The organism is Armatimonadota bacterium (genome assembly GCA_018268395.1).
Classification (GTDB): domain Bacteria; phylum Armatimonadota; class Fimbriimonadia; order Fimbriimonadales; family Fimbriimonadaceae; genus JAEURO01.
Map to the genome: position 1 here is coordinate 24,674 of JAFDWQ010000002.1, position 24,166 is coordinate 48,839.

Genomic DNA, 24,166 nt, shown 5'->3' on the forward strand with positions numbered 1-24,166 from the left:
CCTCATTGTACAGGCCTATGGACCCTGGGACGGGGGCACGACCGACCCGGTGCGGCCGTTGTCGGTACGATCAACGGGTGCGACCGTTGGCCGATACCGTCGTCGCGCCGATTACGGGGCTGAACCGGGCGGCCGTCGCCGTCGTCCGGCTCTCGGGGCCAGATTCTTGGAAGATCGCGTCCCAAGTCTTCTCGCCATGGCCAGACCCCACCGTCCCCCGTATGGCGACCTACGGTCGCTTCACGTCCGGTGACGACGGCTTTGTCCTGCCCTTTCAAGCCGGCGCTTCGTACACGGGCGAAGACTCGGTCGAAATGTCGGTCCACGGCTCGCTTGCTTCGGTCCGCCGCCTGAGCGAGGCCTGTTGCGGGCTCGGCGCCCGTCCGGCCGATCCCGGCGAGTTCACGTACCGGGCCTTTCTGAACGGCCGGATCGATCTGACCCAAGCCGAAGGCGTCAGGGACACCGTCGACGCTTTGACGGAAGGACAACTTCGTCAGGCGAACCGTCTGCGCGAAGGGGCCTTGCGACAATCGGTCGACGAAGCCGCCGCACTCGTCCTTGCCGTTTTGGCGGCGGTGGAAGCCGCGACCGATTTCGAGGAGGAGACCGGCCCGCTCGATCGGGACTTGGCGCTCGAGCGATTGGGATCGGCGCAGAACGTCTTGGCTGCCGCTTCCCGGGGGGCGGTCCAAAGCCGCCTCGTCCGTGAGGGCATCACGGTCGCGATCACGGGCCTTCCGAACGCGGGCAAGTCCTCTCTTCTCAACAAGGTCGCGGGGACGGACCGTGCGATCGTGACGCCTGTCCCCGGCACGACGAGGGACACGGTCGAAGCGCTCGTCGAGCACTCAGGGTTGGTCTTGAACCTCGTGGACACGGCCGGGCTTCGGGACACGGACGACCCGGTCGAAGCCCTTGGCGTCCGTCGCAGCCTAGACGCGGTCGCTTCGGCCGACATCGTGTGGTACGTCTACGACGTCAGCGCGGGATGGAGCCAAGAGGACGAGGAAGCGGTGGCCCCGATCGACCGGCCGTGCCTCCGGGTCGCGAACAAGACCGACTTGGCCGAGGCCCCGACGGGCCCGGACTGGGCTGTCAGCGCGACGACGGGCCAAGGGACGCAACGCCTTCTCGACGCTACGGTCGAACAGGCGATGGGAGAGGAATCGGAGCCCGGGCTCCTGAACAAACGCCATGTCCCACTTGTAGAGGCCGCCTCGCAGGCACTGGTCGAAGCGGTTGTAACCCTCCGGACGGGCCGTCCCCACGATCTGGCGGCCGTGCATCTACAAAGCGTCCTCCGGTGCTTCGGAGAGATCACGGGGAGCGTCGCCGACGATTCGCTCCTCGATAAGCTCTTCTCGACGTTTTGCATCGGAAAATAGCCGAACATTCTTCGAATCTTTCGAAGTTGAACGTTTCGTGTCTAATGATCATGATGGCTTTTGCCTAGCATGTTGACTGTCGTCACGCCGATCGCCTAACCGGACGCAAGCCGGATGACGAAGACGCCGAACGATGTTCGGCGGCCAACGGCGGGACGTACTGGCCCGTCAGACCGACCGGCAAGGAGCAGTAGACATATGTATACTCCCCCCAGCAAGCTTATGAAGAGGACGGATCTCGCCCGCACCGCCGACGCGCTCCTGTCTCAGGTCGAGCGCGACGCTTCGGCGCCGCACTACACGGAGAACACGTTCCGTCGCAAGGTGATCGACGCGAACCGTCGGGCGTTCGGGGCACCGTACCCCCTTGGCGGCAAGGAGTGGCACTACCTGCTTCGTCAGGAATGGCGGGAAGTCGTCGAAAGGGCGCGACTGACAGACCGACAGTCGGAAGTCTTGTCGCTTCGGTTGGAGGGCCGTACGTTCGAAGAGATCGGCGTCCGGTACGGACATTCGAAGCAGGGTGCCCAGAACATCTATTTCCAGGCGGCGAAGAAGCTGGTCCGAGCTTGGGCCGACTATCCCTACCGGGGCCTGCACCAAGTGTTCCGTGACGAGGTCCGACGAGGGGCGCCCCGCCCGAAATGACGCGTCAAAGTCCCAGGCAAGAGGACCGGACTGAACCTGTAGGGCGGTCGACAACGTCTACGGATGGACGATCCTGCGGTAACATCGTACCGCTCGTCGGTGTCCCCTTATGTTGAACTGCCAGCAGTGCTCGGCACCCAACAAGCTGAACAGCAAGTTTTGCTGCCAGTGCGGATGGCCCATTTCAGAGGCCGAGAACCGGGCGTATTCACAAGACCTTGACGCCAAAGTCGCGGAAGCTCAACGGCTCTTCGGCGAGAACAAGCTGAGGGACGCGATGATGGTCGCCGAATCCGTATTGACGGGCGACCCCGACAACATCTCGGCTCTGGCTCTCAAGGGCGACTGCCTCGAGCGCGAAGGCGACATCGCCGGCGCCCTTGAGTGTTACGAACACGTGGTCACGTTGAAGCCCGACTCTCCGCTCGACCGCATCCGCGTCGCCCACTTGCGGCGGCTCGATTCCGCCCAGCCCTTAACGATGGAGGACAAGCCCGACCGTCGGAACACCGTTTTCGCCGCGGTCGCTACCGTCGTGATGCTTGCGGCCACGGGGTCGGCCCTCGTCCTTGCCAACCAGAACGTCAAGGTCGCGAGCGAGCCCAAGAAGAAGGAGGCGGAAGTCGTGAGCCGGCCGTTCTTGACACCGGCGCCCGTACCGACTCAAAGCGACAAGGACACGGCGGCAAAGTCGGCGACAAGATCCTCCGAAACCGGTACGTCCAAAGCGGAACAACCTGAGAGCGGTGACGAGACCGAGCGACCGTCGACGGGTATCGACCGGGGCCGCACGAGCAACCATCCCGCTCGAGGCATCGACCCGGTCGGCGACCAACTCGCACGGGCCGCCAACGACAGCGGGTTCCAGCCCGTTTCCCCCGAAGTCACCGTCGTCCAGGACAACACTCCGAAGACCGACGGCGACCCGGCGCCCGTCGCAGAAGATTCCGGACCGAAACCGTCCGAGACCCATGCGACCGCGCGGCCGCCCGTGATCGATATCCGACCGAGCGCCGGCTCTTCCAATACGAACACCGTCAACGGATCGAAGCCGCACGAGAACAACGGCAACGAAGGCAAGACGTTGATCCAGGTCGCTAGAGAGTATTTCCTTGCCGGCGAATACGACAAAGCGGCGAAATCCTATGAACGGGCCCTCAAGCTCGGCGCAAGCCCGGCGAGCGCCAACCATCGTTTAGCCCAGTGCTACGTCAATCTCAACCGGAGGTCTGAGGCCCTCTCAGCCTATAAGAGGGCGCTGGCCGCCTACCAGTCGATGCTCGACCAAGGGGTCGGCGATAAACGGCTCGTCGAGAGCTACATGGCCGAATGCCGTCAGTTCATCAAGATGTTGCAATGAAGGGCCGGGCTGCGAGCCTAGTCTTCTCGTGCTTCTTGGCGTCGGCCGCCTGTGCGGCCCCTGACCTCCTGATCGTCCAGGTCCGGCCCTCAAAGGCTGCCTTGGACTCTTCCCCGCTCCTCGTCGCCCCTTATCTCGCCGAGGAGCTCGACCGTGACGGACGCGTCCGACCCGTCGTCTGGTCGAACACAGATCCCGTATTCCGACAATGGACGGCCTCGCGTCCCGAACAGGACTTCGTGCCGTACCCCGATTTGCGGACGGCCCTCGACGGCGCGCGGTCTCTCGGCGTCGAGCGGGTCTTGGTCGTGCAAGTCTGGAGCGACGGCGGGAGTTTCATCCCGAGCGCCGAACTGTTCGTAGCCGGCCGGAGCCGCTGGCGACTGGGCCCGAAGGATCCGAGCAAGAAGTCGGAACTTCAAGTCTCGGAAGACGGTAAGGTCGACGCCAAAGCGATCCGTGAGTTCTCCTCGAAGATCCCGGGGCTTATCGACTACAGTGTTTTCACGGTCATGACCGACAAAGGCCCCGATTGGGACATGTCGGCCCGGGCCATCTCCCACAGTTGGCGCGTCATCTTGTGCGACGGCCCCCTCAAGGACCTTCCAGCTCGTCCAAGACTGGACGGCGAAGGGACGACGGGCCTGAAAGCGGAAGGCCCCGACCCTCTCCTGGAGGCGGCCCGCCGCGAGGACGTACTGGAGGTCGCCGACTGGCTCCTCGCCGACGGCAAAGCCGCCCAAGCCGTCCGCCTCTTGAGGGCCGCTTGCGACGCACGGCCGTTCGACGGTCCGTTGCGGCTCCACCTGGCGCGGACGCTTGTCCAAGCCGGGCTTCCCGAGGAAGGCGCCGTCGTCGCGGCGGAAGCGGCCAAATTGAACCCTGGCGACCCAGGCGCCCAATTGGCCTGTGCCGAAGCGTGGGTCGCGTCTGGAGAGTCAGGCCGGGCCCTTGCCGCCCTCGATCTCTGCCGCCAGGCCCTGGGAACGACGTCACGGTTCCGCCATGTCGAAGCCGACGTCGACCTCCTTTCCGGCGATCCTCAGAAAGCCGCCGCTGTTTACGCCCAAGTGGCCGAGCCGAGGTCTGCGCTCCGGCTGGCCGTCGCTTACGCCTTGATGGGCGAGCCTGAACGATGTGCCGAGGCGCTCAAATCGGCACCGGCCGGCCCGGTTCCCATCGACCAGTACGAGAGCATCGTCTTGTTCCTGGAGAGGGCATTGCCGACTCTCACCGAGACACTGAAAGCGACTGTTCCGACGGCCCGGACCAAAGAGGGTGATCCGGCGGTCCTGGCTTCTGCCCAACGCACCGCCCGGTTGACGGAATCGATGCGCGTCCTCGTGGCAGGGTTGACCGCCCCAAAGCGTTATGCGGATTCGCACGAGAGCCGGAGGCTGGCACACATCTTGCTCGCTCAGGCCGCTCTAGAGGCGCTCAAATTCGTCGAGACGAACGACCCCGAGATCGCGGAAGAAGCCCTGGCATCGTTGGGACAAGCCATGAAGCTTCAGCCGCGGGTCCGGCAGATGTTCGGTCTGGAACGGAAGTACGGCGCCTAGAGGCGCCCGATGCCTGACAACCTCGACATCCTCCTCACTTTCCTGCTTGCCGTCACCGTCTCCCTCGCACTGACGACGGTCGTCCTCCGCTTCCGACGATCGGGCCGGGCGCAGGTCCTCGACGTTCCCATCGGTGCCAACCTCAAGCTGCTGTGTCCTGGAGGCGCGTACCGCTGCCGCGTCCTCGCTTCCGGCCCCGACGGGATCCTGGTCAGCGCCCCGCTCCACGACGACCGTTACGTCCCCTTGCGACCTGGCGAACACGTCGTCGGTCAATGCGGCGTCACCGAAGGGCTTTTGACGTTCCACACCGCCGTCGTTTCACGAGACGGCGCCGCCCATACGGTGCTGTTGGCCGCGGCCAAAGCCTATCGTAGGTCGGACAGGCGTGAGGAAGGCCGGACGACGCTGTTCAAAGGCCAGTCCTTCCGTTTCGGAGGATCGTCGGGCGAGATCGTCGATTCGAGCCACAACGGAATCCGGTTCTTGACGAAGTCCGACCCCTCCCCCGGCGAACTGATCGCGCTCGACCTGCCCCAGGGCCTTGGCGAGGCCCGAGGATTCGTGCTCGACAGCACCCCCGCATACGTCTCGGGCGGACAGGGACGGGACGTCCGCGTCCGGCTAGAGGACGCCGTTCACGGCCTTGGCCCTCAGGGCCGCCCAGCGGTCATGTGACCCGAGACGTAGACGCTGACCGGCGCCGAGTCGCCAGGGTTCCCGGCATACACTTGGAAGTCGGCGCGGTGACCGGGCACGATCGCACCTTGATCGTCGTCTCCGTTCGCCCCCGCACCGTCTTTGGTGGCCATGCGGACGGCTTCTTCGAGGGACACGCTTTCGGAGGGGTCGAACCCTGACGGGCGGTCGACGGCGGAACGGATACCGTCCCATGGGTCTCCAGGGACGATCGGACGGTCGCTGCTGAAACTGAGACGCAGGCCCGCGTCCAAGACAGACCTCGTCCGCTTGATGGTCGCGGCCCTTTCGGGCCCAAGCTGTTTCATGTAGGCGTGGCCGAAGCGGAGCAAGAACTCAGGTTGCATCGTGACGGACGGATCCAGGCGGGCCAACCGCGCGATCTGACCGTCGCTGAGCAGCATCGCGTGTTCCACGCGGTGCCGCCTCGCATCGGCGGTCTCCTCGTAAGCCGACATGACGAGGTCGGTCGAACGGTCGCCGATCGTGTGCACGGCGAGTCGGTAGCCCCGGCCGTCGGCCGTCCGGACCATGTCCTTGAACCTATCAGGCGCGTAGATCAATTGACCGTCGCCTCCGGTCGTCAGGAACGATCCGTAAATGGCGGCCGTCGCCGACCCGATCGCACCGTCTGCGAAGATCTTCAGCCCCTCCAGCCGGCACGACGCCGGGTCCATCGCTCCCGTAAGCTCGTCGAGGCGCCCTTGATCGAGGGCCCGCCGACCCAAGACGGTGCCCCATTGGGCGAACAAGCGGATCCTGACCGCGCAACCCTTCTCGGCAGCCGACTTGTAAGCGGTGAGTTCCCGTTCCAAGTTCCACCGTCCGGTCATCATGTCCGTCGCGCACGTGATACCGAGCGCGGCCATCTTCTCTCCGGCCCGGAGGACGGCGTCCGTCATCTCTTCGAGCGTCGGCTCGGGCGCCTTGGCCGTGACCGTCTCATGGGCCCGTTCCAAAAGGACCCCGGTCAACCGACCGGACGCGTCGCGGACGAACGCCCCGCCGTTCGGGTCGGCGACGTCTTCGGCTACGCCTGCGACTTCGAGGGCCTTCGAGTTGGCGACGCTCGCGTGCCCGCTCGAGTGTCTCAACAGCACGGGCCTGTCGGAAACGACTCGGTCGATGTCGTCCCGCGTCAAGTGGACGCTGTCGGAGAACCGCGTCTGGTCGTATTGGACGGCCAAGAGCCAACCGTCGGGCCGCTCGCGGTGCCAATCGGCGACCGCTTCCAACATCTCTTCGCGCGTCCCGTGCGGGGTCAAGTCGAGTTTGAGGAGGTCCAGTCCGGTCGGAAGAATGTGGCAGTGGGCGTCGACGAATCCGGGAAGGACCACGGCCGCCGCGAGGTCGACCGTCTCGTCCGCCTTCGGTGAAGCACCGTCCGTGACTTCGACGAACCGGCCGTTGGCGACGCTGAACGACAGCGGCGCTCCGAATATCGTCCGACCGTTGACGTAGGCCTTCGTCATCGCCCCAGCCTCGTCAAGACGTCGATGAGGACGAACGCGAACAGGCCGATGGACACAAACCCGTTGAGGGTGAAGAAGGCCATATCGACTTTCGAGAGGTCGTCCGGACGGACAAGACTCTGTTCGTAAGCCAGAAGCACGGCGGCGAGCCCGACTCCGACCCAGGCCCAGGAGCCTCCTCCGTTAGCCATGACCGCCGCCGCCAAGGATGCGACGGCAAGGACGTGACAGATCCGACTGACGACCAGCGCCCGCTTCTTTCCAAGAGTCTGTGGCAGGCTCCGGAGGTGATGGTCCGAGTCGAACTTTTCGTCTTGTAGGCTGTAAATGACGTCGAAACCCGCCGTCCAAAAGAGGACGCTCGAGGTCAGCCAGAGGATGCCGGGATCAAGGCGGCCGGCGACGGCGATCCAGGACGCGGCCGGCGCGATGCCGAGGCTTAACCCGAGCACAAAGTGGCACAGGGGCGTGAAGCGCTTGGTCACGGAGTAAAGGAGCGTGACGCCCAAGGCGATCGGGCTCAAAACGAGGGCCAGAGGATTGAGCCCGGCGCACGCAGCGAAGAACAGGGCGCAGCTTCCGTAGAAGTAGAGGTTCGACGTCCGGAGGCTCAAAAGACCGGACGGGATCGCGCGGGCCTTAGTTCTGGGGTTGAGGGCGTCGATGTCGCGGTCGGCGATCCGGTTGAAGGCCATCGCCGCGCTCCGGCACGACACCATCGCGACCAGGACGAGACCGAATGTCCGCCAGCCGGGCCACGGCGTCCCGTTCGTGGCCGTCGACGCCCACATCATGCCGATCAGCGCGTGCGGCAGAGCGAACACGCTGTGCTCGATCTTGATCATCTCAAGATAGGCCCGGAAGCCGTGCCAGCCTCTTGCCGCGGTCGCCATCCGCCTGAGTATGAAGGAAGCCGGGATCCAGGTGTTCCAAGACCCGGCTTAGACCGGTTTCAAGGGACGCAGCTTATTCTTCGGGCCTCTCGATGGCAGGGCCGCCTCTGTCAGGCGACGACCGGGTCCGGAACGGGACGATAAACGATCCGCCTCCACTGTTCACGAACACGGCGTCCCGTCCCGGTACGAACCCATAGGCCTTCACGTCATAGCCCAGAAAGACGAGCGCAGAATCAGGCGTCCGGGCGTCGGAACGCGCCGAGCCTGGAGCCGGATCCAACCAGAGTGCAGAGGCGAACACGTCCGATCCGTTCCGCTTGAGGTTCTCACTCTTCTCGTAGACCCTCATCGTCCCCTTGGACAGCAAAGGGCATGGGTCGATGTGGACCGGAGTTTGCACGCGGCTCTCGCGACCGTGACCGTCGATCATCGTCCATGCCCCCTCTTCCTGGACGAGGAACCGTCCGTTCGGATCCCATCCGCTCGTCGCACGCGGGTTGCGGACCGGGGTCACCACCCCCTCCGACGTCAGGACGCACGATCCCAGATACGTCATGGTCGCGGACGCGTTCGTCAGAGGGACCAGAGACAGAGAGAACGCGACGTCGCCCACGGTCATTCCGGGAGGAGCTTGGAGCCTCCTCCATGTCCGGTGTTCCCAGTCCAAAACTTCCAACGCACCGTCGACTTCGCCGAGGCACGCCAGTTCGCGCCCGTTGTTGAGGAAGAGGACCGGAAGGGCCTCTGCAAGATGATCCGGCCCTTGTCGGTAAAGGGTCTTGTCCCCGTCCGTCTGGCGGACCTCGAACGTCAATTTTTCGCCATCCGGAACGATCACGGCATAGAGCCGACCGTCCGGGCTGAAGCACGAAAAGACCGCGTCCGGTGGTTGGATCTGGCGAGGGGTGTCGAGAACGACGTCGGAACCTGCCGTCTGCAGGATCCGGTCCGTCGACGCGCATCCGGCAGCGACCACAGCCGCCGAGACACACGCGAGATACGGAAGATATCGCATGCTGAACCTCCGTTCGGAGCAACCCTGCGAAAGCCCCGAACGTTCCCTCGGTTTTCCACCAGGCTCTCGAACGGCCAGAATAGGTAAAGGCGTGTTCTTCCACGACGTCCGTGCCGAATCCTATGACTTCGGGCCGCAGCACCCGTTGCGGCCGGAACGGCTGTCCCGGACGATGGCCCTGTTACGACATGTCGCGCCTGGGCTCGAAGTCCACGTCCCGCCACCCGCCACTCGGGCCGACGCTCTGAGGGTGCATTCCGAGGCGTACGTCGAGGCGGTCGAGGCACTCGGAGCCGACCCGAAAGCCCGAGGTGGAGCGGCCTATGGATTCGGGCCAGGCGACAATCCGCCCTTTACCGGCATGTACGAGGCCGCACTCCACTATTCCGCCGCCGCCGCAGAAGGCGCCCGTCGGGTCGCCGACGGCCTCCCTTTGGCCTGCGCGATCACGGGCGGGCTTCATCACGCCCGTCGGGAGGAAGCAAGCGGCTTTTGCATCTTTAACGACCCGGCCATCGCCTGTAGTATCTTGCGGGACAGGTTCGACCGGGTCGCGTATGTCGATATCGACCTTCATCACGGTGACGGCGTGCAATGGATCTTTTATGACGATCCTTCGGTCTTGACCTATTCGGTCCACGAGTCGGGACGGACGCTCTACCCGGGAACGGGATTCGTCAGAGAGTCCGGCGCAGGCCAGACGAAAGTCAACGTCCCTTTGGCCGCAGGTACGAGCGGCGACGTTTGGGCCGATGCCGTCGCTCGGACTCTTCCCGCCGCACTCGAGGCCTTCCTCCCTCAAGCCGTCGTGTTCCAGACGGGTGCCGATCCGCACGTCCTTGATCCTTTGGGCCATCTCGAAGTTTTGGCGCAGGACTGGTTGGACGTCGTCCGCCTCGTCAAATCGTTCGGACTGCCGACCGTCATGGTCGGTGGCGGCGGATACGAACGGACGACCGTGCCCCGCATGTGGACGGCGGCAGTGTTGACGATGAGCGGGATCGACTTCGATGACCGGCTTGGTGGTCCGGACGACGTGCTCGACGACGGAACCGGCCGTACGTACCGTCTGGCAGACCTAGCGCCCGCGTGCCGGTTCAGTGACGACGTCCAGACGGTCGACCGCGGTCAAGGCCGGTCTCACGCCGAAGCGGTCGTTCAGGACGTCCTGGCGTCCGTCATATCGAGGATGGGTCGTCCGTAGACGGACCGACGGCCATCATCTCCCGGATCAACGATTCCAAGGAGCAAGCCGCGCCATCAGACCGATGTCGTTCGTTTCCGGCAGGTCCAAGCCTGGCGGAACACTCGCGATCAGCGGGTTCGTAGAGCTCGAGTTCGTCTCCGGTATAGGCTCTGCCCTCGGACGTCCGCATCGCGTGCATCTTGCCCCAGCAGCGAGCGGCCTCCGGGTAGAGGCCGAGCTTGACGAGACAGCATCCTAAGGTCAGAAAGAACCACTTCGTCCCTTCCGTGAAGCCCGCCTTCGAAGCGGAAGCCAGGCATTTCTGATGCGAGCCTAACGCCTTCTCGAAAGCTCCGGTCCGGTATTGGGATTCGCCGTGCTGCCAGTGGACGATAGAGGCCAACTTTGGGTTGTCAAGCAGGTCGCACAATCCGAACGCTTCTTGGAAACACTCGTCGGACGCCTTAGGGTTTCCATTGATGGCTTGTTCGGTCCCGAGGTCCGTCAGGCACCAAGCCAGCGTTTCAGGATCGTCGACCGTCCTTGCTGCGGCGACAGCCTTCTCAAGCCGTTCGGCAGCCGAACGATAGTCCTTGACGCTGTTGGCGTTCATCGCCCAGTCCCGATAGCAGTCGGCGAGAGACTTTGGGTCTGGGTCGGATTCGTAATGCGCCACGGCCAGTTCGTAAAAACCGTGCGCGACGTCGTAGCGACCCATCGCTTTATTGGTCGCGGCGAGCCCCTTCCAGCATCGGGCGAGGTGCGTTCGTTGATCCGTCCTCGACAACAGGTCTTGGGCTTCCGAGTAAACGACAAGCAGGTCCTCGACCGGCATCACGTTCCCGTTGGCACGGCCGTGCTCCAGGGTCAGGATTCCAAAAGTCGCGTCGTCGACCTTGCCGCGGGCCCAACCCCAAAGCTTGCCGATCGCGTGCCGCCACTCACTGGAAAACCCCTTCGTCCGGCAAAAGAACTCGAGTCCGAGCGCGTACCGGCAGACTCGGTCGGCGTCGACTCCTCCCGCAAGACCGGCTTCGACAGCTCCGATCAGATTCGCTGCCTCTTTGGACCAGTCGGACAGAGACGCGAGGTCGCCGGTTCCGGACTTTGCGAGGGTCTCATAGTGGACGAACGTCCTCGCCGCCGTTTCTTCGTACCGGCCGCTGTCCTCAAGCTTGGACCGGCCGAACTGGCGTACCGGTTCTAAGAGACGGATCCACGTCCGATCGTCAATGTCCCGACTCGTTTCGACCAAGGAACATTCGACGAGCGTCGATACGGCGCGATCAGCGTCCTCGAGACCGATCACGGCCCGGCCCGCCTCCATCGGGAACGGGCCTCGAAGGCTCGACAAGTCATAGAAAGCGCGCCGCACGTGGTCCTCAAGGCCCTTTAGGCTCCATTCGAGCGCGGCTTCCAAACAGCGGTGCCGGTCTTCACGGTCCGCCTCACGGGCCACGAGGGACCGAGGGCTCCGGCCGAACTCGGCCGCGACCTCGGCGACGGACATCGTCCCTGTCTTCGACGCCGCGAGTTCGATAGCCAGAGGGAGCCCGTCCAGCATCCGGCACAACTGTTCGACGGCCGCTGCAGTGGCCGTGGTCAGTTCGAAGTCGCGCCGGACCAAACGGCACCTGTCGACGAAGAGCTGGACACTGGCGGAACTATGGAGTTCAGCGAGCTTGGACCCACGTTGCGGGACCGGAAGCGGCCGGACGGGGAACGCTTGCTCGCCCGCGATCCTCAGCAAGTGTCGCGACGTGACCAAGACCCGGAGTCCCGCCGTCGCGTCCAGAAGATGGCCGACCTGAAGTCCCCCGGCCTCGCCCAACTGTTCGACGTTGTCCAGGACGAGAAGTCCACCGTCGGAATCGAGCGCCTTGCCGACCGACTTCGCCGATGCCCCGATGACGGGCAGATCGAGGGCGCGCGCGACCGTGGTCCACACATTGGCCGCATCTTCGACCGTACTCAGGGACACGAACCAAGCCGGACGGCCTTCACCAGACCAGTGCCTGGCGAACTCAGCCGCTAACGAAGTCTTGCCGCAACCTCCCGGACCGTGCAGCGTCATCAGACGGGGGCCGTGGACGGGGTCGAGCAGTCTCCCTATGTCTTCAAGGTCGCCCTCCCGGCCGAAGAGCCGACTTCGCGAACCGGGGACGACCCCCGTCTGTGGCCGCTTGGACTTGACCGCTCCCGGTACGGCCTTGGGAACGGCCTCCAAAGCGGCCTGCGCCGCCTCGCTCGGCGCCTCTCCCCACTGTTCGTCCAGAAGGCGTTCTAACGATTCGAACTGTGCCAGTGCGAGCGACGGTTGGCCGCACAGGCCGTAGGCCCGGATCAATTCGATATGGACGTCTTCCCTTGCCCCGAGGAGGGCCACTGCAGAACGGCCGACCAGGACGGCGTCCTGAGCCCTCGACTGTTCGAACCTCACGCGCATCAGGTCGACTACGGTCTGTGCATAGGCCTCTTCGAGCCGGATCCATTGGGGATAGACCCAAGTCTCGTCCGAACCTGCGAGCAAAGGCGCCTTGACCAGGGCGACGGCCTGTTCCAACGCCGATTCCTTGACGTCGTCTCGAGCCGTCTTCGCCAGTTTCCGAAGTCGGTCGAATTCGCCGACGTCCGTCGTCGCACGGTCGGAATCGAACCACACGAACTCGCGGTCGTTCATGACAAACTTTTCAGAGTCCGGAACGTCCGTCGCCTGCCGTACCGATGTGAGGGCGGTCCGCAGGCTTTGCATGACGGACGCGTCTTCTGTTTCGCCCCACAGTGTCGCGGCCACGTCGGACCGGTCGTGCTTCCGGTCTGAGAACAGAGCGAGGTACGCGACCAAGGCGGCCGTCTTCCGGGTCCGGAACTTGACGGGCGGCCCGTTGCGACATCTGCACGTCAGCGGCCCGAACAGCGTCAAGTGCCAATCGGGTGCGGGTCCGACATCTCCTCCCATGTCGGACCCAGTTTAGCTCCGGACTCATGGCGCCACGATCGGCGTCTTTCACCAGATCGACGACCCCGTCACCCGGTGGATCCTGTCCATCAGCAGGTCAGTTTGGAGGGCCGGGCTCTCCGAACCGCCGACGACCCACAGATCGTTCGCGGCAAGGACGCATTTGACGCCCGCATCGAGATGACCCGCCTGGTCGAACCGGTTGACCCAATTGACGGCTCCAGCCGCCGTGAAGGAGATGGTCGTGCAATCGACGGGAGACCCGACGGCACCGGTCCCGCTCGAACGGCCGGTGACGAACGTCGCCGTTCCCGAGACGGCGACGGAGGAGGCAGAATCGCCGAGACCGGCCGTCCCGTCGTAATACGTGGTCCAAACGGGCACCAACCCGGCGTTCACTTTGACGACGGCGTAATCGTTCGTCGACGCTCGGGACGTACCGCACGCCACCGCGTTCCCGGCGCCGTCGGTCGCGATGTCCGCGAAGGAATCGAAGTGGTCCGCCACACGGTTGTGGGTATAGACCCCTGGGCCGACGCCGTTCTTGTCGAACAACAGGACGAGACCGTCGTCCCGAGTGGCGACACCACCGTCGGTCTGCCCGCTGACGTACACGTGGTTCAAAGTGTCCAGTGCGATTCCGGTCCCGGTGTCGGTCGCGTTTCCGGCACCGTTGAAGACCGCCTGCCAGCGCAACGCCAACGTGGGGTCGACGGAACCGGCGACAACGTCGTCTCCGGATCCCGTGTTGGACACCGTTCCGACATAGAAGACGTTGCCCGTCGTGTCGACCGTCAGTTCCGTGACGACGTCGTCGAGACCCGCCGTCCCCGCGACATAGCGGACGGCTTGCGTCGAAAGGTCGAGCGGCAGGCGAAGGAGGTACCCGTCGCGTTTCGACCCGGCCGCTCGGGACGATCCTGAAACGTAGACAGAACCTCCGAACACTGCGACGTCGGTGGGCGCCGTATCTCCGCCCAGTCCTGTGAAGACCGATTGATTGAGCAACGTGCCGCTTGCGGAGAACCTCAAGACGATCGTTTCGGCCGGAGCCGAGAACAGCCCGCCCTTTCCGACGAACGGTCCTCGTCTCGTACCGACGACATAGACATCGCCGGACCCGACCCGATCGATCGCGTCCCCTGTCTCCGTCCATCCCCATCCCGTCCGGTAAACGTACGACCAAGTAAGCCCTCCCAAAATGTCCCTTTGACAGACGACCAGGTCTTTGCCGCTCTTCCCGCCTGAGTCGGTGGTTCCGACCGCATGGCTGACTCCGAGGTTGTCCACGGTGATGTCCGTGCCCGAGTCGTCGAGGTTCGCAGGGTTGTTCCAAAGTCTGGGAACCGCTAGAGTCGTCGAGGCCGCTCCGCAGAGGAGGGCAAGTGCCGCCGTTTTCCAGGTGTGTATCATCTGTTCCCGTCCCGCCCGTCACTTTCCGATGGGCTGTCAGCGACCAGTGTCTTCCGACGAGCGTTACACGATCGTTACAGCCCTCCGAGCCGGGTGCCCGACGGTCCGGCAAACCGGTCGTCCCTTGGTCCAAAATCCAGTCCATGGACTTCGCACCGACCCCCGAGCACGAGCAGATCCGAGAGGCCGCGTTCAAGTTCGGTCAGAACGAGATCGTCCCCGGACTCCGCGACCGCGACCGCGAAGCGAAGTCCGACCGTGCGACCCTCGAGAGCATGGGAGCAGCCGGCATGCTCGGTGTCTCCGTCCCCGAAGGCTATGGCGGGATGGGTGCGGACTACGTCAGCCTCGGCATCGTCTGCGAAGAGCTGGAACGCGCGGACACTTCGGCCCGCGTCGTCCTCAGCGTCCACAACGGCCTCCACACCATGACCCTCATGCAATGGGGCACGGACGAGCAGAAACGCCGCTGGCTCCCCGACCTCGCGACGGGCAAGCGGATCGGCGCGTTCGGACTGACCGAACCGAGCGCCGGATCCGACGCGGCGAACCTTAAGACTACGGCCCGCAAAGACGGCGACTCCTATGTGATCAACGGGCAGAAGGCCTGGATCAGCCTGAGCGACTACGCTGACGCCTTCCTCGTCGTGACGCGCCTCGCGGAGACGGATGCCAAAGCTCCTTATGCCGCGTTCATCGTCGACCGGAACACTCCCGGATTTTCGAGCCGCCCCATTCACGGCAAGCTTGGCGTGCGGGCGGGCAACACGGGCGAGATTTTCTTCCAAGACATGCGCGTCCCGGCCGACTGCATGTTGGGCCAAGAAGGGGACGGCTTCAAAGTCGCGATGTCGGCCCTCGACCATGGCCGCTACACGGTCGCGGCCGGCGCCGTCGGCATCATCACGGCCTGCCTCGACGCGTGTGTCCGGTACGCAGACGAGCGGACGGTCGGGGGAGAAGCGATCGGGCGCAAACAGCTCGTGCAACAGATGATCGCATCGATGGTGCGCGGACGCGAGATCGGCAGGCTCCTCTATTACAAGGTCGGGTGGATGAAGAACAAAGGCCTGCGGCACACGCGCGAAGTCTCGATGGCAAAGTGGGTGAACTGCGAGGCAGCCTTCGACGCGGCGAACAAAGCGGTCGAGATCCACGGCGCGTACGGGTTCTGCGACGAGTTCCCCGTCGAGCGCTATTTCCGCAATTCGCGCGGCGCGATGATCTACGAAGGCACCCACGAGATCCACACCCTCATGCAGGCCGAGTACGAGATGGGCTACCGGTCGGACAAACCGTTGGCGCGAACCCTGCCGACGTGGCCGTTTGAAAACTGACGGCTACACCCTCGAAAGGTGGCCGTGGAGCCGTCGCAGAAGACAAGTGACGTGCAAGGCGAGGCTTGCGAGACGGACTATCGACCGTCGAACGCCCGTCGTGCCACAGACAACGCAGGCACCATCGCTGTGACATGTCCGAGTTGGCCGGGCGGAAGCGCGACCACCTTCACCTGATCTTCCAAAATCCCGCGCCGACGGAACTCCGCGACCGCCTTCAACGTGTGTCGCTGCACGACGACGGTGTCCGTCGGAAGGTAGACGAGCGTCATCGGTGTCCGAGGCGTCCAATCGAGGCAGGTGTTCTGCACGAACGCAGCCACGAGCGGGTTCTTGCGGTCCCTCTCCTGCATCGCTTTGAGAAACTTGGGCTGCACGATGCGATCGACCTGTTGAAGTGCGCCAAGCTGGACAGCCTTGACCAGTAGCCGCTGCGCGATCTTCGTTTCGTCGCCACCGAACACTTTCGGGACGTAACTCGCGAACGAGGGCACGAAAAAGTCGTCCAGCTTCAGCCCGGGTCGATTGCGCTGGAGCCCATAAGCCGAATACGCCAGGCCGAGCACTTTGAACGCGTAAAGCTTGCCGTCGGTCGTCTTCGAAGTCAGCCAGTCGACGATCGTGTCCTGCAGGTCATACGGGCCCGACATCGGCACGGAGTAGTCCGGGCCGAAGTCAAAGTCGGAAGCTGACTCCATCTTCCTCGTCGACCACATGGCGACCGCGCCGCCCTCCGAATAGCCCGTGACGAACAGCTTCGAACCGAGCGCGAACGGCCTTCCAGGAACCTTGCGCAAAGCTCGGACCGCATCGAGGACGCCGTCGGCGTTGACTGAACCCATCGGATACGGGTGCACTCCCGGATGGTCGCCATGACCCAGATAGTCGGGCAACAGCACGACATAGGGGCCTGTGGCGAGGCCGAGTACGGCCGCTTCTGCCTCGGCGACTCCGTTCTTGCCCGAAAACTTGCTCGGTGACTGTGCCCGCTCTGTCTGCGTCCCGTGACAATAGACCACAAGTCCGCGCGGTGCGACGCCCTTCGGAACAGCGACGAGCGCGCTGAGCGTCGTCGATCGCCCCCTCGGGTCGCGAGAAGCGTACGTGAGCTTGAAAAGCGCGATCGCGTTCTTAGGTTCGGGCATGCCGAGCGCACCGAAGAGAGTCTTGTGCCGCTCCCGGACTAGCGCGAGTTCCATGGTTCCGGTCGGGCGGACCTGTGCAGCCCCGGCACTCACGGAGAGGATCAGCGTCGAAACGATGCAGGCACGTTTCATGACGGAATAGTAGCCGATGGTCGGGGACGAAGCTCGCTCCTTTCGGATCGGAATTCCGTCGTTCTTTTCCTCTGCCCCAGCGCTCTAGTCCAGGAAGCCCCTCGTCAAACCTCCTGAAGACGTGGTCGCGATTCCTCGCCTAAGCCAGGGATGAAGGATCCGGCATCTGACGTCCGCGCAGCCACGCCCGCCAGTCCCACGTCGCCGCGTCGTCGCACGGTCGGACCGGACGCACGGCGGCGATCCGCTCACCGAGCTCGCGGTAGAGGCGCAAGACGGCAGGGCCGAGGTCGGCTTCACCGAAATCCCGGGCGCGGTTGCACTGCGGACAGACCGCCCGCAGATTGATCGGGCGGTTTCACCCGGACCCGGTGTGGTCGACCCCGGTGGCCGGGGCGCCGCACACCGAGCACTTCCCTTCGTGCCTGGCGATGACTTGGGCGACCACTCGGTCCGGCACCATGGCTTGCCGCCGCGGATATCCGCCGCCCTGGACCGCCCAGAGGGCCTGGCCCATGCCCGCCTGACGCTCGGGGTCGGACAGCGTACCGTCAGTCACCGACTGTCGGAACTGTCGGACGAACGCGGCACTATCGCGACACTCCGGACTGCAGTAGGGGGTGCGTTCGGCCCGGTGTGCGGTCCCGCAGTTCGGACAGGCACCACGTTCGGTCGCGATGGGGCCGACTTCGTCGGAAGCGACCGCCGCCTCAACGAGCGGTCGGAGCACCGCCCGGATCCGTAGCTCCGCATCCGCGCCCGGGCCGGCTTCTGGCAGATGATCGAGAAGCCTGGCGAGGGCAAGGCGGCGGTCGGTCACAACTCTCTTCGACGTCGGGCCGTCACGCAATGGTCTTTCCTACGCACCCTTCCCGATCACTTTCTCCAACCAAGCGGTCAGGACGTCGATGACGGCCGGGTTGAAGGTTCCGCCTTTGCCCCAGTTCGTCATGCTCTCCTTTTGGGACGCGGTCTTCATGAAGCCGTGGTCGCTCTGAGCGACGAGTTGGAATTCGCCCTTTCCAGGTGAAGCGGCGTTCACCGTGTCGGCGATGAAGCGGTGGTCGGCCTCGCAAGTGATGAAGTCGTTCTCGCCGTACATCGCCAGCACGTTGCATCCTGCCTTGGCCCAGGCCTCGGGAAGGTTCTTCGTCGCGAGCTGCTGGAAGAACGGGATGCCGACCCCGGAATAGGTCTTGCCGTCCGGCGCGAATTCACGCAGGGCTTCCTCCAGTTCGGGGTGCTGCTTCCGGAGGTCTTCGAGGCTCATGCCCTTCCCGAAGACGTAGAAGTTCACTTCCGCCTGTGAGTGCATCATCTTGTCGACTTCAGCGGGAGCCGCTCCCGCGAGCAAGGATTGCCTGCGGATGTTTTCCAACTGGTACTCGAGCCACGTCTTCGACATCGTCCCGTACGTGGCGACGCCGGCGACTTTCTCCTGGGCGGCGACGATCGGGCCGAAAGCTCCGCCCATGCTGTGCCCGAAGACTGCGATCCGGTCCTTGTCGACCACGGGTAGCGTCTTCACCAGTTTGAGCGCTTGGAGATAGGCGTCGCATTCGTCATCGAAGAGCAGGTCGCCGTAGTCAGGCCCTTCGCTGTCCCCTTGGCCCGGCTTGTCGATCCGGACGATCGCATAGCCTTTGCGGGCGATCGGTCCCAAAACGTTGCCGTAGGCGGTCCCTGCGTAGTCACCGTCGATGCTGTAGGCGCCGATCCCGCCGATCAAGAACAGGGTCGGGGACGAAGTCTTTCCTTTCGGCGACGTGACGATGACGCGGATCTTCTTTCCTTTGCTCGTGACGCTCGTGTAGAGGACGTCGAGTCCTTCCTCCCTTTGGCGCGGACGCTCGATCAGCTTCCCGGTGAGCTTCGTCCTCTTCCCGTCACGGAAGACCTCCACGACAAGGGGCGAACCCGAAAGGTTCTTCTTGCAGTAGGCGCCGATGACGGCGGGCCCCCTATAGGCTTCTCCGCCGAAGGTGACGAGGATGTCGCCGACTTTGACGTCCAGGGCCGCGGCCGTCATTCCGGGCGACACGCGGGTGATCTTCGCCGCCACGTTCGCGGGGATCCCGGCGGCTTTGGCCTCGGCCTCCGTGGCCGGGCCGAGCGAGACCCCGAAAGCGGCCTTGCGCGGAAGGTCGTCCGACTGCGCGAAAACGACCGCAGATAGGACGGAACAGAGGGTGAAGAAAGCGAGTTTCACTGAGGCCAATGTACTCGGTCGCCGTCGGCCGGGTTCCGGAACGCGGGTCGTCGAGCCGCCCTTCTCCCCATCGGCCCTTCCGACAGGGAGAAGACGGCGGCTGTCGTCAGGCTCCTTTGACGGTCTCTTCCAGCACTTGCTCCAGCAGGCGCTTCCGTTCCGCGTCCTTGCTGTCGGCAATGAGCTTCTTCAAGGCCATCACGTGAGCGTCCTTCAGAGACGTCGTCGGGTCGGCTTTCACGTCCGGAAGAACGCCTGTGCCCTCCCAGTTGGTCTTCGTATACGGGTTCTGGGCCCGTCCGACCGGAATGAAGCATGCGAAGTGGTCACCGAGACGGACCATGCCTCCCGGATTGGCGCCGCCCCAAGTCGGTTCCCCGATGATCGTTCCGCGTTTGAGTTGCTGGAAGTTGTAGGCGCATTCCTCCGCTCCGGAGCCGGTCCGCTTGCTCGTCAGGACGAAGAGGGGCGCGTTCGGAAACCTCGGGCCGGCGACCTTCTTCAACGTCCAGAACTCCTGCTTCTCGACCTTGGCCCCGTTGCGGAAGAAGATATCGTTCAAGTGGACCGGTTTCGCTTCGAAGAAGTAGCTGCAGAACAACCGGACGCCGGCGGGGTCGCCGCCTCCGTTGCCGCGCAGGTCGACGATGAACGCGTCGGCATTGGCCAAAAAGCGCATGGCGCCCTCCAGCGGCCGTTCCATGTCCTTCGGATCGGCGAAGCCGCCGAACCGGACGTAGCCGACGTTCCCAGGAAGGCGTTCGACCTTCTCAAAGTTCGCGTTCGCGTACCGGGTCTGTTCGGCGTACCGCCGAAGTTCGTCAGAAGACGGCTCCGTCGGACGTTCCCGCTTCGGAAGCGAGGACGCCGAATACCGGAACCGCAAGTGCGCGTCGGTCGCACCGGATTTCAGGATCTCGTTGACTTTCGCCGAAAAGGCCAGCGGATCGTCAAGGGACGCAAAGGACTCTTCCGACATCCATTTCCTAAGCGACCCTTCGATCGTCTTGGCCGCATCGGGAAGGACATAACGCTCGTTCATCTCCTTGATCAAGGTTTCGACCGTGGCCGTGCGCGTCGCCTTGTCGACGTTCGACGAAGACGGCGGAGCGGAAGCCGAGACTTGGGGGGCCGGCGGGACAGGCGCGAGAACGGCGAAGAGGGCGAGAAGGGGGGTAAGGGTCATGGTGGTGTTCAGGCGGTGACGCCGTAAAGGAGGGTGTCGATCATGGAGTCCAGTTTGTGTCCGAGAGATTCGGGGGAACCGAGTTCGCGGACACTGAGGCTGTACGGCAAAAAGGCGTTGGTGGCCAGAAGGAGGTTTTCGGCCATCGCTTCGACTTTCGGGGAAGGCGGGATGCCATCGGCGAGGACGTTCGAGATCAGGCCGCGCTCGACAGCGAAGACCATCGCACGGCGGGCCATATACGCCGGACGGACGGCTTCGAACAGCTCGTCGAGGCTGTGGGCGTAATCGCGGACCTGTTCGATACGCCCGAGGACCCTCCGGCGCAACATGCGACGCAGTTTTTCGTCGCGCGGAAGGTCCTCGGACGCGATCTGGCGCAGTTCGTCGTGGACGCGTTCGACGACGCGGCCGATCGAGCTGAGACCGACGTCCTCCTTGCTCTGGAAATGGACGTAGATCGTCCGCTTGCTGATCCCGGCTTCCTTTGCGACGTCGTCCATCGTCATCTTCCGAAAACCGAACCGGGCCATCAAGCGGTCTGTCGCGTCCAGGATCAGGTCCTTCGTGGACGTTCGCAGTATTGTCGTCGCCGTCATGTCACCAAGATACACGTTTGCACGGTTTCAGGTTTCCGTGCAACAACGATCTGGGTCGGACGTCCCGACGGGCACGAGTGCCAGACTGGGCGGTGCCGTTGCAGAAAGTAGACGTCAGGGAGAAGTTCGGACTGTTCGCCGACCACTGGAACCCCCGGATCGTGGCCGACCTCAATGGTCAGCAGGTCAAGCTCGTCCGGTTCCGGGGCCCGTTCGTCTGGCACAGCCACGAGGATGAAGACGAGATGTTCTTCGTCGTGTCAGGATCGTTCACGATGGAGCTTCGCGACGGCGACGTCCGACTGACGGCAGGACAGTTCTTGGTGGTGCCACGAGGCGTCGAGCACCGGCCGGTCGCCGAAGAGGAGGTGTGCGTCATGCTCTTCGAGCCCGCGTCCACCCTCAATACGGGTGACGCGGGCGGAGACTTGACCCGGACGGAGCTCGACCGGGTTTGACGCTTCAAGCCTTGTGAAGGACGACTTTCAGTTTCAAGTCGGCGGGCATAGCTGCCTTCGCCTTGTCGTTCCCTTTGACTTGGGCCCGGACCATGCCGGAGATGTCCATCGTCAGCGTTTTGCCGTCTTTCGACAACGTGTAGACCTTCGGCTTTGCAGCCTCGCCCGAAACGGCCTTGCCGTCGCGCTTGGTCGGCGTCAGGGTGACGGTGCTGCCGGACACGCTCCACTTACCTTCCGAAGCCATCGCCTTACCCCCGGGCATGCCCGTCTGATCGGCCTTGTACGTCTTGTCCGACTTTAGGTCGATCGTGATCGTCGGGCCTTGCATGCCGCCCTGCGCCTTCACCTTGGCCTTGATCTCCGGGTTCCCCTCGATCTCGATCTTGCCAGACCACTTCCCGGTCACGTCGGCCGCAAACGCTCCCGCGGCGAGGGCGACGGCCAAGAGGGCCGTCCAAATTCGTGCCTGTCTCACAGGGCACTGTACGGACGGCCCTCCTGAAAAGTTTCCGGGCCTAGCCGCCGTTCAGCGCTTCCCGGCCTTCCGTCGACCCTTCAGCAACGCCGAACCGAGAGCAAGGGCTCCCATAAGCGCCGGTTCGGGGACGACGTCCGAGTATTGGACGTGGTCGACTTCCCAGTCGCTGCTCGACGCCACGGACACCGTGATCGCACTGACGCCGCCCGCGTTCACGATGCCGAAGAACCGGTCTTCCGCGGCACCGCCTGAAATTTGCCCGTCGCCGAGCAGAAACGGGCCGGTCACTCCGAGCGACGCGCCGTTCTGGTCGAACGCCTCAAAGGTGACGTCGGCAAACCCGAAGTCGCCCGACGAGACGGCGCCGACGTCCGTCCAGACGAGGCCGGCTTTGGTCGGGAGTCCGCCGAGCCGTCCCGCGTCGAACTTGAACGTGACGGACGGGACGTTCAGATACCAACTGTGACCCGCGTTCCCGAAGCCGTCCAGATTGCCGTCGTCGCCGTCGACCGAATCGGTCTGGGCGCCCGGGCCAAGGGCGACTCCTCCGCTGGCGGTCGCCCAGGACGATAACGAACCGTCCTCGAAGTCTTCGATGACGGCGCCGGCGAAGGGTGAATCGGCCGAGGATAGATAAGGCGACGGGCCGACGTACTGTGCAGACGCGGCCGACGCGAGCACGACGGCTCCCGAAAAGACGAACAGGCTTCTCATGATCAAGTCAAACACCTTGGCGGTCTCGTGCCGCCTCGTACCAGTATAAATCCAGTGTCCCCGTCCTCCGACCAAGCCGGAGCGAACAAATCTAGCAAGATTCGACTATATTGGGGGCATGCGACGCTTCCTTTCGCCGGTCCTCGTCATCGCTGCGGCCGTCTGCATGGCCGGAACGGTCGAAGACGGCTACCCGAACCCGTCCGTCAAGAAGACCCTTTACGCGAAGAACGACCTTCGCGGCAAGAAAGCGCCCGAACTCAAGATCGAAAAGTGGCTCAACGGCGCACCGGAATCGATGAAGGGCAAGATCCTGTTCGTCGACTTCTGGGCGACCTGGTGCGGCCCCTGCCGGGAGCTGATCCCTGAAGTCAACCAATGGTCGAAAAAGTTCGGGAAGGACATCGTCTTCGTAGGGCTGAGCAACGAATCCGAGGACACGGTCACGAAGTTCATGGCCTCGACCAAGATGGACTACCACATCGCCGTCGACACCAAGTCACAAACGTCGAAGGCCCTTGGAGTTCAAGGCATCCCCCACGTGATGATCGTCAGTCCGGACGGGATCGTCCGCTGGCAAGGCTTCCCTGGAAGCACGGAAGACCCGTTGACGGAGAAGGTCTTGGAGCAGATCGTCAAGGCGAGCAGGGCCGGCCAAGAGCGGCGTTAGGCCGCGGTCCGCGAGTGGGAGTGGGCCAAGAAGCCGGTCCACTCTCGATGTTCTTGAGCGTTCCGCAGACGCAAAGACACGCCTCCCCGATAGAGCCCGGGAAGGATTTCGACAATGTGGGACTGGTAGCCCGTCAGCCGTACGGTGACGCCGTCCAGCGAGGCGGTGAACGCGGACAAAACGCCGATGTGCGGCAGTCCGGCACATACGAAGCCGAAGCCTCGCTCCGAAACGTCCGTGACGGTCAGTGTCGTCCCGTCCTCGGACTTGACGGTGAGGCCTGGGACGTGCGAGCGTTCCCGTCTGCCGTTCAAGACGGTCACGCGGTCGCCTGAGAGGCGGACGTCGACCCTCCGGACGTCCCCTCCGTCGACGATGCACGCCCAAGCTTCGAGCAGTCCGGCCTCGTTCACAAGGGCATAGGCGGCGCCGTGAAGGCCGGCCAGACTGTCATCGCCCTCCAGGATCCACCCGGCGGCGGAGACGCCGACGACTTTCGCCGCCGACCTTTGTCCGTCCGCGAACAGCAGGGTGGCCGTACGGCCTAAGATCCCATGGCCCATCACCGACTATTCTTGGCGCTCTGACGACGATCGTTCACCGTCAGGGCGCCTCCGTCGTCGATTTCGACGACAGC

The 24,166-nt window shown here is 64.0% G+C and carries 22 protein-coding genes; 9 read left to right on the forward strand and 13 right to left on the reverse strand.

Going from position 1 to position 24,166, the window contains the following annotated elements:
• The first annotated feature begins 77 nt into the window (after positions 1-77).
• The 5 genes from mnmE to JST30_05295 all read left to right on the forward strand — a co-directional run bounded on the left by mnmE (position 78) and on the right by JST30_05295 (position 5,636).
• The gene (gene mnmE / locus JST30_05275; GenBank protein MBS1713730.1) at positions 78-1,388 is read left to right on the forward strand and encodes a tRNA uridine-5-carboxymethylaminomethyl(34) synthesis GTPase MnmE; all 1,311 of its coding nucleotides are present in this window, start codon (positions 78-80) and stop codon (positions 1,386-1,388) included.
• Positions 1,389-1,610: 222 nt separating this feature from the next.
• Positions 1,611-2,036 carry a hypothetical protein gene (locus JST30_05280; protein MBS1713731.1) on the forward strand — a complete coding sequence of 142 codons (426 nt, stop codon included), beginning with the start codon at positions 1,611-1,613 and terminating at the stop codon, positions 2,034-2,036.
• 109 nt (positions 2,037-2,145) lie between these two features.
• Positions 2,146-3,396, forward strand: coding sequence for a tetratricopeptide repeat protein (locus JST30_05285; GenBank protein ID MBS1713732.1), 1,251 nt, complete (start codon positions 2,146-2,148; stop codon positions 3,394-3,396).
• The gene (locus tag JST30_05290; protein ID MBS1713733.1) at positions 3,393-4,958 is read left to right on the forward strand and encodes a hypothetical protein; all 1,566 of its coding nucleotides are present in this window, start codon (positions 3,393-3,395) and stop codon (positions 4,956-4,958) included. Before JST30_05285 ends, JST30_05290 begins: the two co-directional genes overlap by 4 nt.
• Positions 4,959-4,967: 9 nt before the next feature.
• Positions 4,968-5,636, forward strand: coding sequence for a flagellar brake domain-containing protein (locus tag JST30_05295; GenBank protein ID MBS1713734.1), 669 nt, complete (start codon positions 4,968-4,970; stop codon positions 5,634-5,636).
• On the opposite strand, the gene JST30_05300 is transcribed toward JST30_05295, so the two are convergent.
• The 3 genes from JST30_05300 to JST30_05310 all read right to left on the reverse strand — a co-directional run bounded on the left by JST30_05300 (position 5,612) and on the right by JST30_05310 (position 9,040).
• On the reverse strand, positions 5,612-7,129 hold the full coding sequence (locus tag JST30_05300) for an amidohydrolase (protein ID MBS1713735.1): 1,518 nt from the start codon (positions 7,127-7,129) through the stop codon (positions 5,612-5,614). The two genes, JST30_05295 and JST30_05300, sit on opposite strands and share 25 nt — an antisense overlap.
• Entirely contained in the window at positions 7,126-8,022 is an 897-nt protein-coding gene (locus JST30_05305) for a UbiA family prenyltransferase (GenBank protein MBS1713736.1), read from the reverse strand. Before JST30_05305 ends, JST30_05300 begins: the two co-directional genes overlap by 4 nt.
• A gap of 73 nt (positions 8,023-8,095) precedes the next feature.
• A complete protein-coding gene (locus JST30_05310; GenBank protein ID MBS1713737.1) occupies positions 8,096-9,040 on the reverse strand; it encodes a hypothetical protein in 945 nt (314 codons plus the stop codon).
• A gap of 91 nt (positions 9,041-9,131) precedes the next feature.
• Between JST30_05310 and JST30_05315 the strand changes: the two genes are divergently transcribed.
• Positions 9,132-10,244 (forward strand): acetoin utilization protein AcuC, encoded by a 1,113-nt coding sequence (locus tag JST30_05315; GenBank protein MBS1713738.1) that lies wholly within the window; start codon positions 9,132-9,134, stop codon positions 10,242-10,244.
• On the opposite strand, the gene JST30_05320 is transcribed toward JST30_05315, so the two are convergent.
• Positions 10,219-13,185: an AAA family ATPase gene (locus tag JST30_05320; protein MBS1713739.1), complete on the reverse strand. Its 2,967-nt coding sequence runs from the start codon at positions 13,183-13,185 to the stop codon at positions 10,219-10,221. The two genes, JST30_05315 and JST30_05320, sit on opposite strands and share 26 nt — an antisense overlap.
• Before the next feature lie 48 nt (positions 13,186-13,233).
• The gene (locus JST30_05325; protein MBS1713740.1) at positions 13,234-14,598 is read right to left on the reverse strand and encodes a hypothetical protein; all 1,365 of its coding nucleotides are present in this window, start codon (positions 14,596-14,598) and stop codon (positions 13,234-13,236) included.
• Positions 14,599-14,741: 143 nt separating this feature from the next.
• Between JST30_05325 and JST30_05330 the strand changes: the two genes are divergently transcribed.
• Positions 14,742-15,935, forward strand: a complete 1,194-nt coding sequence (locus JST30_05330) for an acyl-CoA dehydrogenase family protein (protein ID MBS1713741.1) — start codon at positions 14,742-14,744, stop codon at positions 15,933-15,935.
• 77 nt (positions 15,936-16,012) lie between these two features.
• On the opposite strand, the gene JST30_05335 is transcribed toward JST30_05330, so the two are convergent.
• The 5 genes from JST30_05335 to JST30_05355 form a co-directional block, all read right to left on the reverse strand.
• Positions 16,013-17,212 carry an alpha/beta fold hydrolase gene (locus JST30_05335; protein MBS1713742.1) on the reverse strand — a complete coding sequence of 400 codons (1,200 nt, stop codon included), beginning with the start codon at positions 17,210-17,212 and terminating at the stop codon, positions 16,013-16,015.
• A 358-nt stretch (positions 17,213-17,570) separates the two neighbouring features.
• A complete protein-coding gene (locus JST30_05340; GenBank protein ID MBS1713743.1) occupies positions 17,571-18,032 on the reverse strand; it encodes a hypothetical protein in 462 nt (153 codons plus the stop codon).
• 39 nt (positions 18,033-18,071) lie between these two features.
• Positions 18,072-19,421, reverse strand: coding sequence for an alpha/beta fold hydrolase (locus JST30_05345; protein MBS1713744.1), 1,350 nt, complete (start codon positions 19,419-19,421; stop codon positions 18,072-18,074).
• 106 nt (positions 19,422-19,527) lie between these two features.
• Complete coding sequence (locus JST30_05350; protein ID MBS1713745.1) at positions 19,528-20,607, reverse strand: S41 family peptidase; 1,080 nt, start codon at positions 20,605-20,607, stop codon at positions 19,528-19,530.
• A gap of 8 nt (positions 20,608-20,615) precedes the next feature.
• Positions 20,616-21,206 (reverse strand): TetR/AcrR family transcriptional regulator, encoded by a 591-nt coding sequence (locus JST30_05355; protein ID MBS1713746.1) that lies wholly within the window; start codon positions 21,204-21,206, stop codon positions 20,616-20,618.
• Positions 21,207-21,304: 98 nt separating this feature from the next.
• On the opposite strand from JST30_05355, the gene JST30_05360 reads away from it, so the two are divergent.
• On the forward strand, positions 21,305-21,664 hold the full coding sequence (locus JST30_05360) for a cupin domain-containing protein (protein MBS1713747.1): 360 nt from the start codon (positions 21,305-21,307) through the stop codon (positions 21,662-21,664).
• A 4-nt stretch (positions 21,665-21,668) separates the two neighbouring features.
• On the opposite strand, the gene JST30_05365 is transcribed toward JST30_05360, so the two are convergent.
• Positions 21,669-22,142: a hypothetical protein gene (locus JST30_05365; protein MBS1713748.1), complete on the reverse strand. Its 474-nt coding sequence runs from the start codon at positions 22,140-22,142 to the stop codon at positions 21,669-21,671.
• 51 nt (positions 22,143-22,193) lie between these two features.
• Positions 22,194-22,859, reverse strand: coding sequence for a hypothetical protein (locus JST30_05370; protein MBS1713749.1), 666 nt, complete (start codon positions 22,857-22,859; stop codon positions 22,194-22,196).
• 118 nt (positions 22,860-22,977) lie between these two features.
• Here JST30_05370 and JST30_05375 point away from each other — a divergent pair, with 118 nt between their 5' ends.
• Positions 22,978-23,529 (forward strand): TlpA family protein disulfide reductase, encoded by a 552-nt coding sequence (locus JST30_05375; GenBank protein MBS1713750.1) that lies wholly within the window; start codon positions 22,978-22,980, stop codon positions 23,527-23,529.
• Here the strand turns inward: JST30_05375 and JST30_05380 are convergent.
• On the reverse strand, positions 23,526-24,092 hold the full coding sequence (locus JST30_05380) for a hypothetical protein (protein MBS1713751.1): 567 nt from the start codon (positions 24,090-24,092) through the stop codon (positions 23,526-23,528). The genes JST30_05375 and JST30_05380 overlap by 4 nt on opposite strands.
• Positions 24,093-24,166: the final 74 nt, after the last annotated feature.

Excerpts from the sequence above, each read along its gene's own strand:
- JST30_05280 (MBS1713731.1), top strand. The coding sequence starts at position 1,611 with ATGAAGAGGACGGATCTCGCCCGCACCGCCGACGCGCTCCTGTCTCAG.
- JST30_05285 (MBS1713732.1), top strand. The coding sequence starts at position 2,146 with ATGTTGAACTGCCAGCAGTGCTCGGCACCCAACAAGCTGAACAGCAAG.
- JST30_05290 (MBS1713733.1), top strand. The coding sequence starts at position 3,393 with ATGAAGGGCCGGGCTGCGAGCCTAGTCTTCTCGTGCTTCTTGGCGTCG.
- JST30_05295 (MBS1713734.1), top strand. The coding sequence starts at position 4,968 with ATGCCTGACAACCTCGACATCCTCCTCACTTTCCTGCTTGCCGTCACC.
- JST30_05300 (MBS1713735.1), bottom strand. The coding sequence starts at position 7,129 with ATGACGAAGGCCTACGTCAACGGTCGGACGATATTCGGAGCGCCGCTG.
- JST30_05305 (MBS1713736.1), bottom strand. The coding sequence starts at position 8,022 with ATGGCGACCGCGGCAAGAGGCTGGCACGGCTTCCGGGCCTATCTTGAG.
- JST30_05310 (MBS1713737.1), bottom strand. The coding sequence starts at position 9,040 with ATGCGATATCTTCCGTATCTCGCGTGTGTCTCGGCGGCTGTGGTCGCT.
- JST30_05320 (MBS1713739.1), bottom strand. The coding sequence starts at position 13,185 with ATGGGAGGAGATGTCGGACCCGCACCCGATTGGCACTTGACGCTGTTC.
- JST30_05325 (MBS1713740.1), bottom strand. The coding sequence starts at position 14,598 with ATGATACACACCTGGAAAACGGCGGCACTTGCCCTCCTCTGCGGAGCG.
- JST30_05330 (MBS1713741.1), top strand. The coding sequence starts at position 14,742 with ATGGACTTCGCACCGACCCCCGAGCACGAGCAGATCCGAGAGGCCGCG.
- JST30_05335 (MBS1713742.1), bottom strand. The coding sequence starts at position 17,212 with ATGAAACGTGCCTGCATCGTTTCGACGCTGATCCTCTCCGTGAGTGCC.
- JST30_05350 (MBS1713745.1), bottom strand. The coding sequence starts at position 20,607 with ATGACCCTTACCCCCCTTCTCGCCCTCTTCGCCGTTCTCGCGCCTGTC.
- JST30_05355 (MBS1713746.1), bottom strand. The coding sequence starts at position 21,206 with ATGACGGCGACGACAATACTGCGAACGTCCACGAAGGACCTGATCCTG.
- JST30_05370 (MBS1713749.1), bottom strand. The coding sequence starts at position 22,859 with ATGAGAAGCCTGTTCGTCTTTTCGGGAGCCGTCGTGCTCGCGTCGGCC.
- JST30_05375 (MBS1713750.1), top strand. The coding sequence starts at position 22,978 with ATGCGACGCTTCCTTTCGCCGGTCCTCGTCATCGCTGCGGCCGTCTGC.
- JST30_05380 (MBS1713751.1), bottom strand. The coding sequence starts at position 24,092 with ATGGGCCATGGGATCTTAGGCCGTACGGCCACCCTGCTGTTCGCGGAC.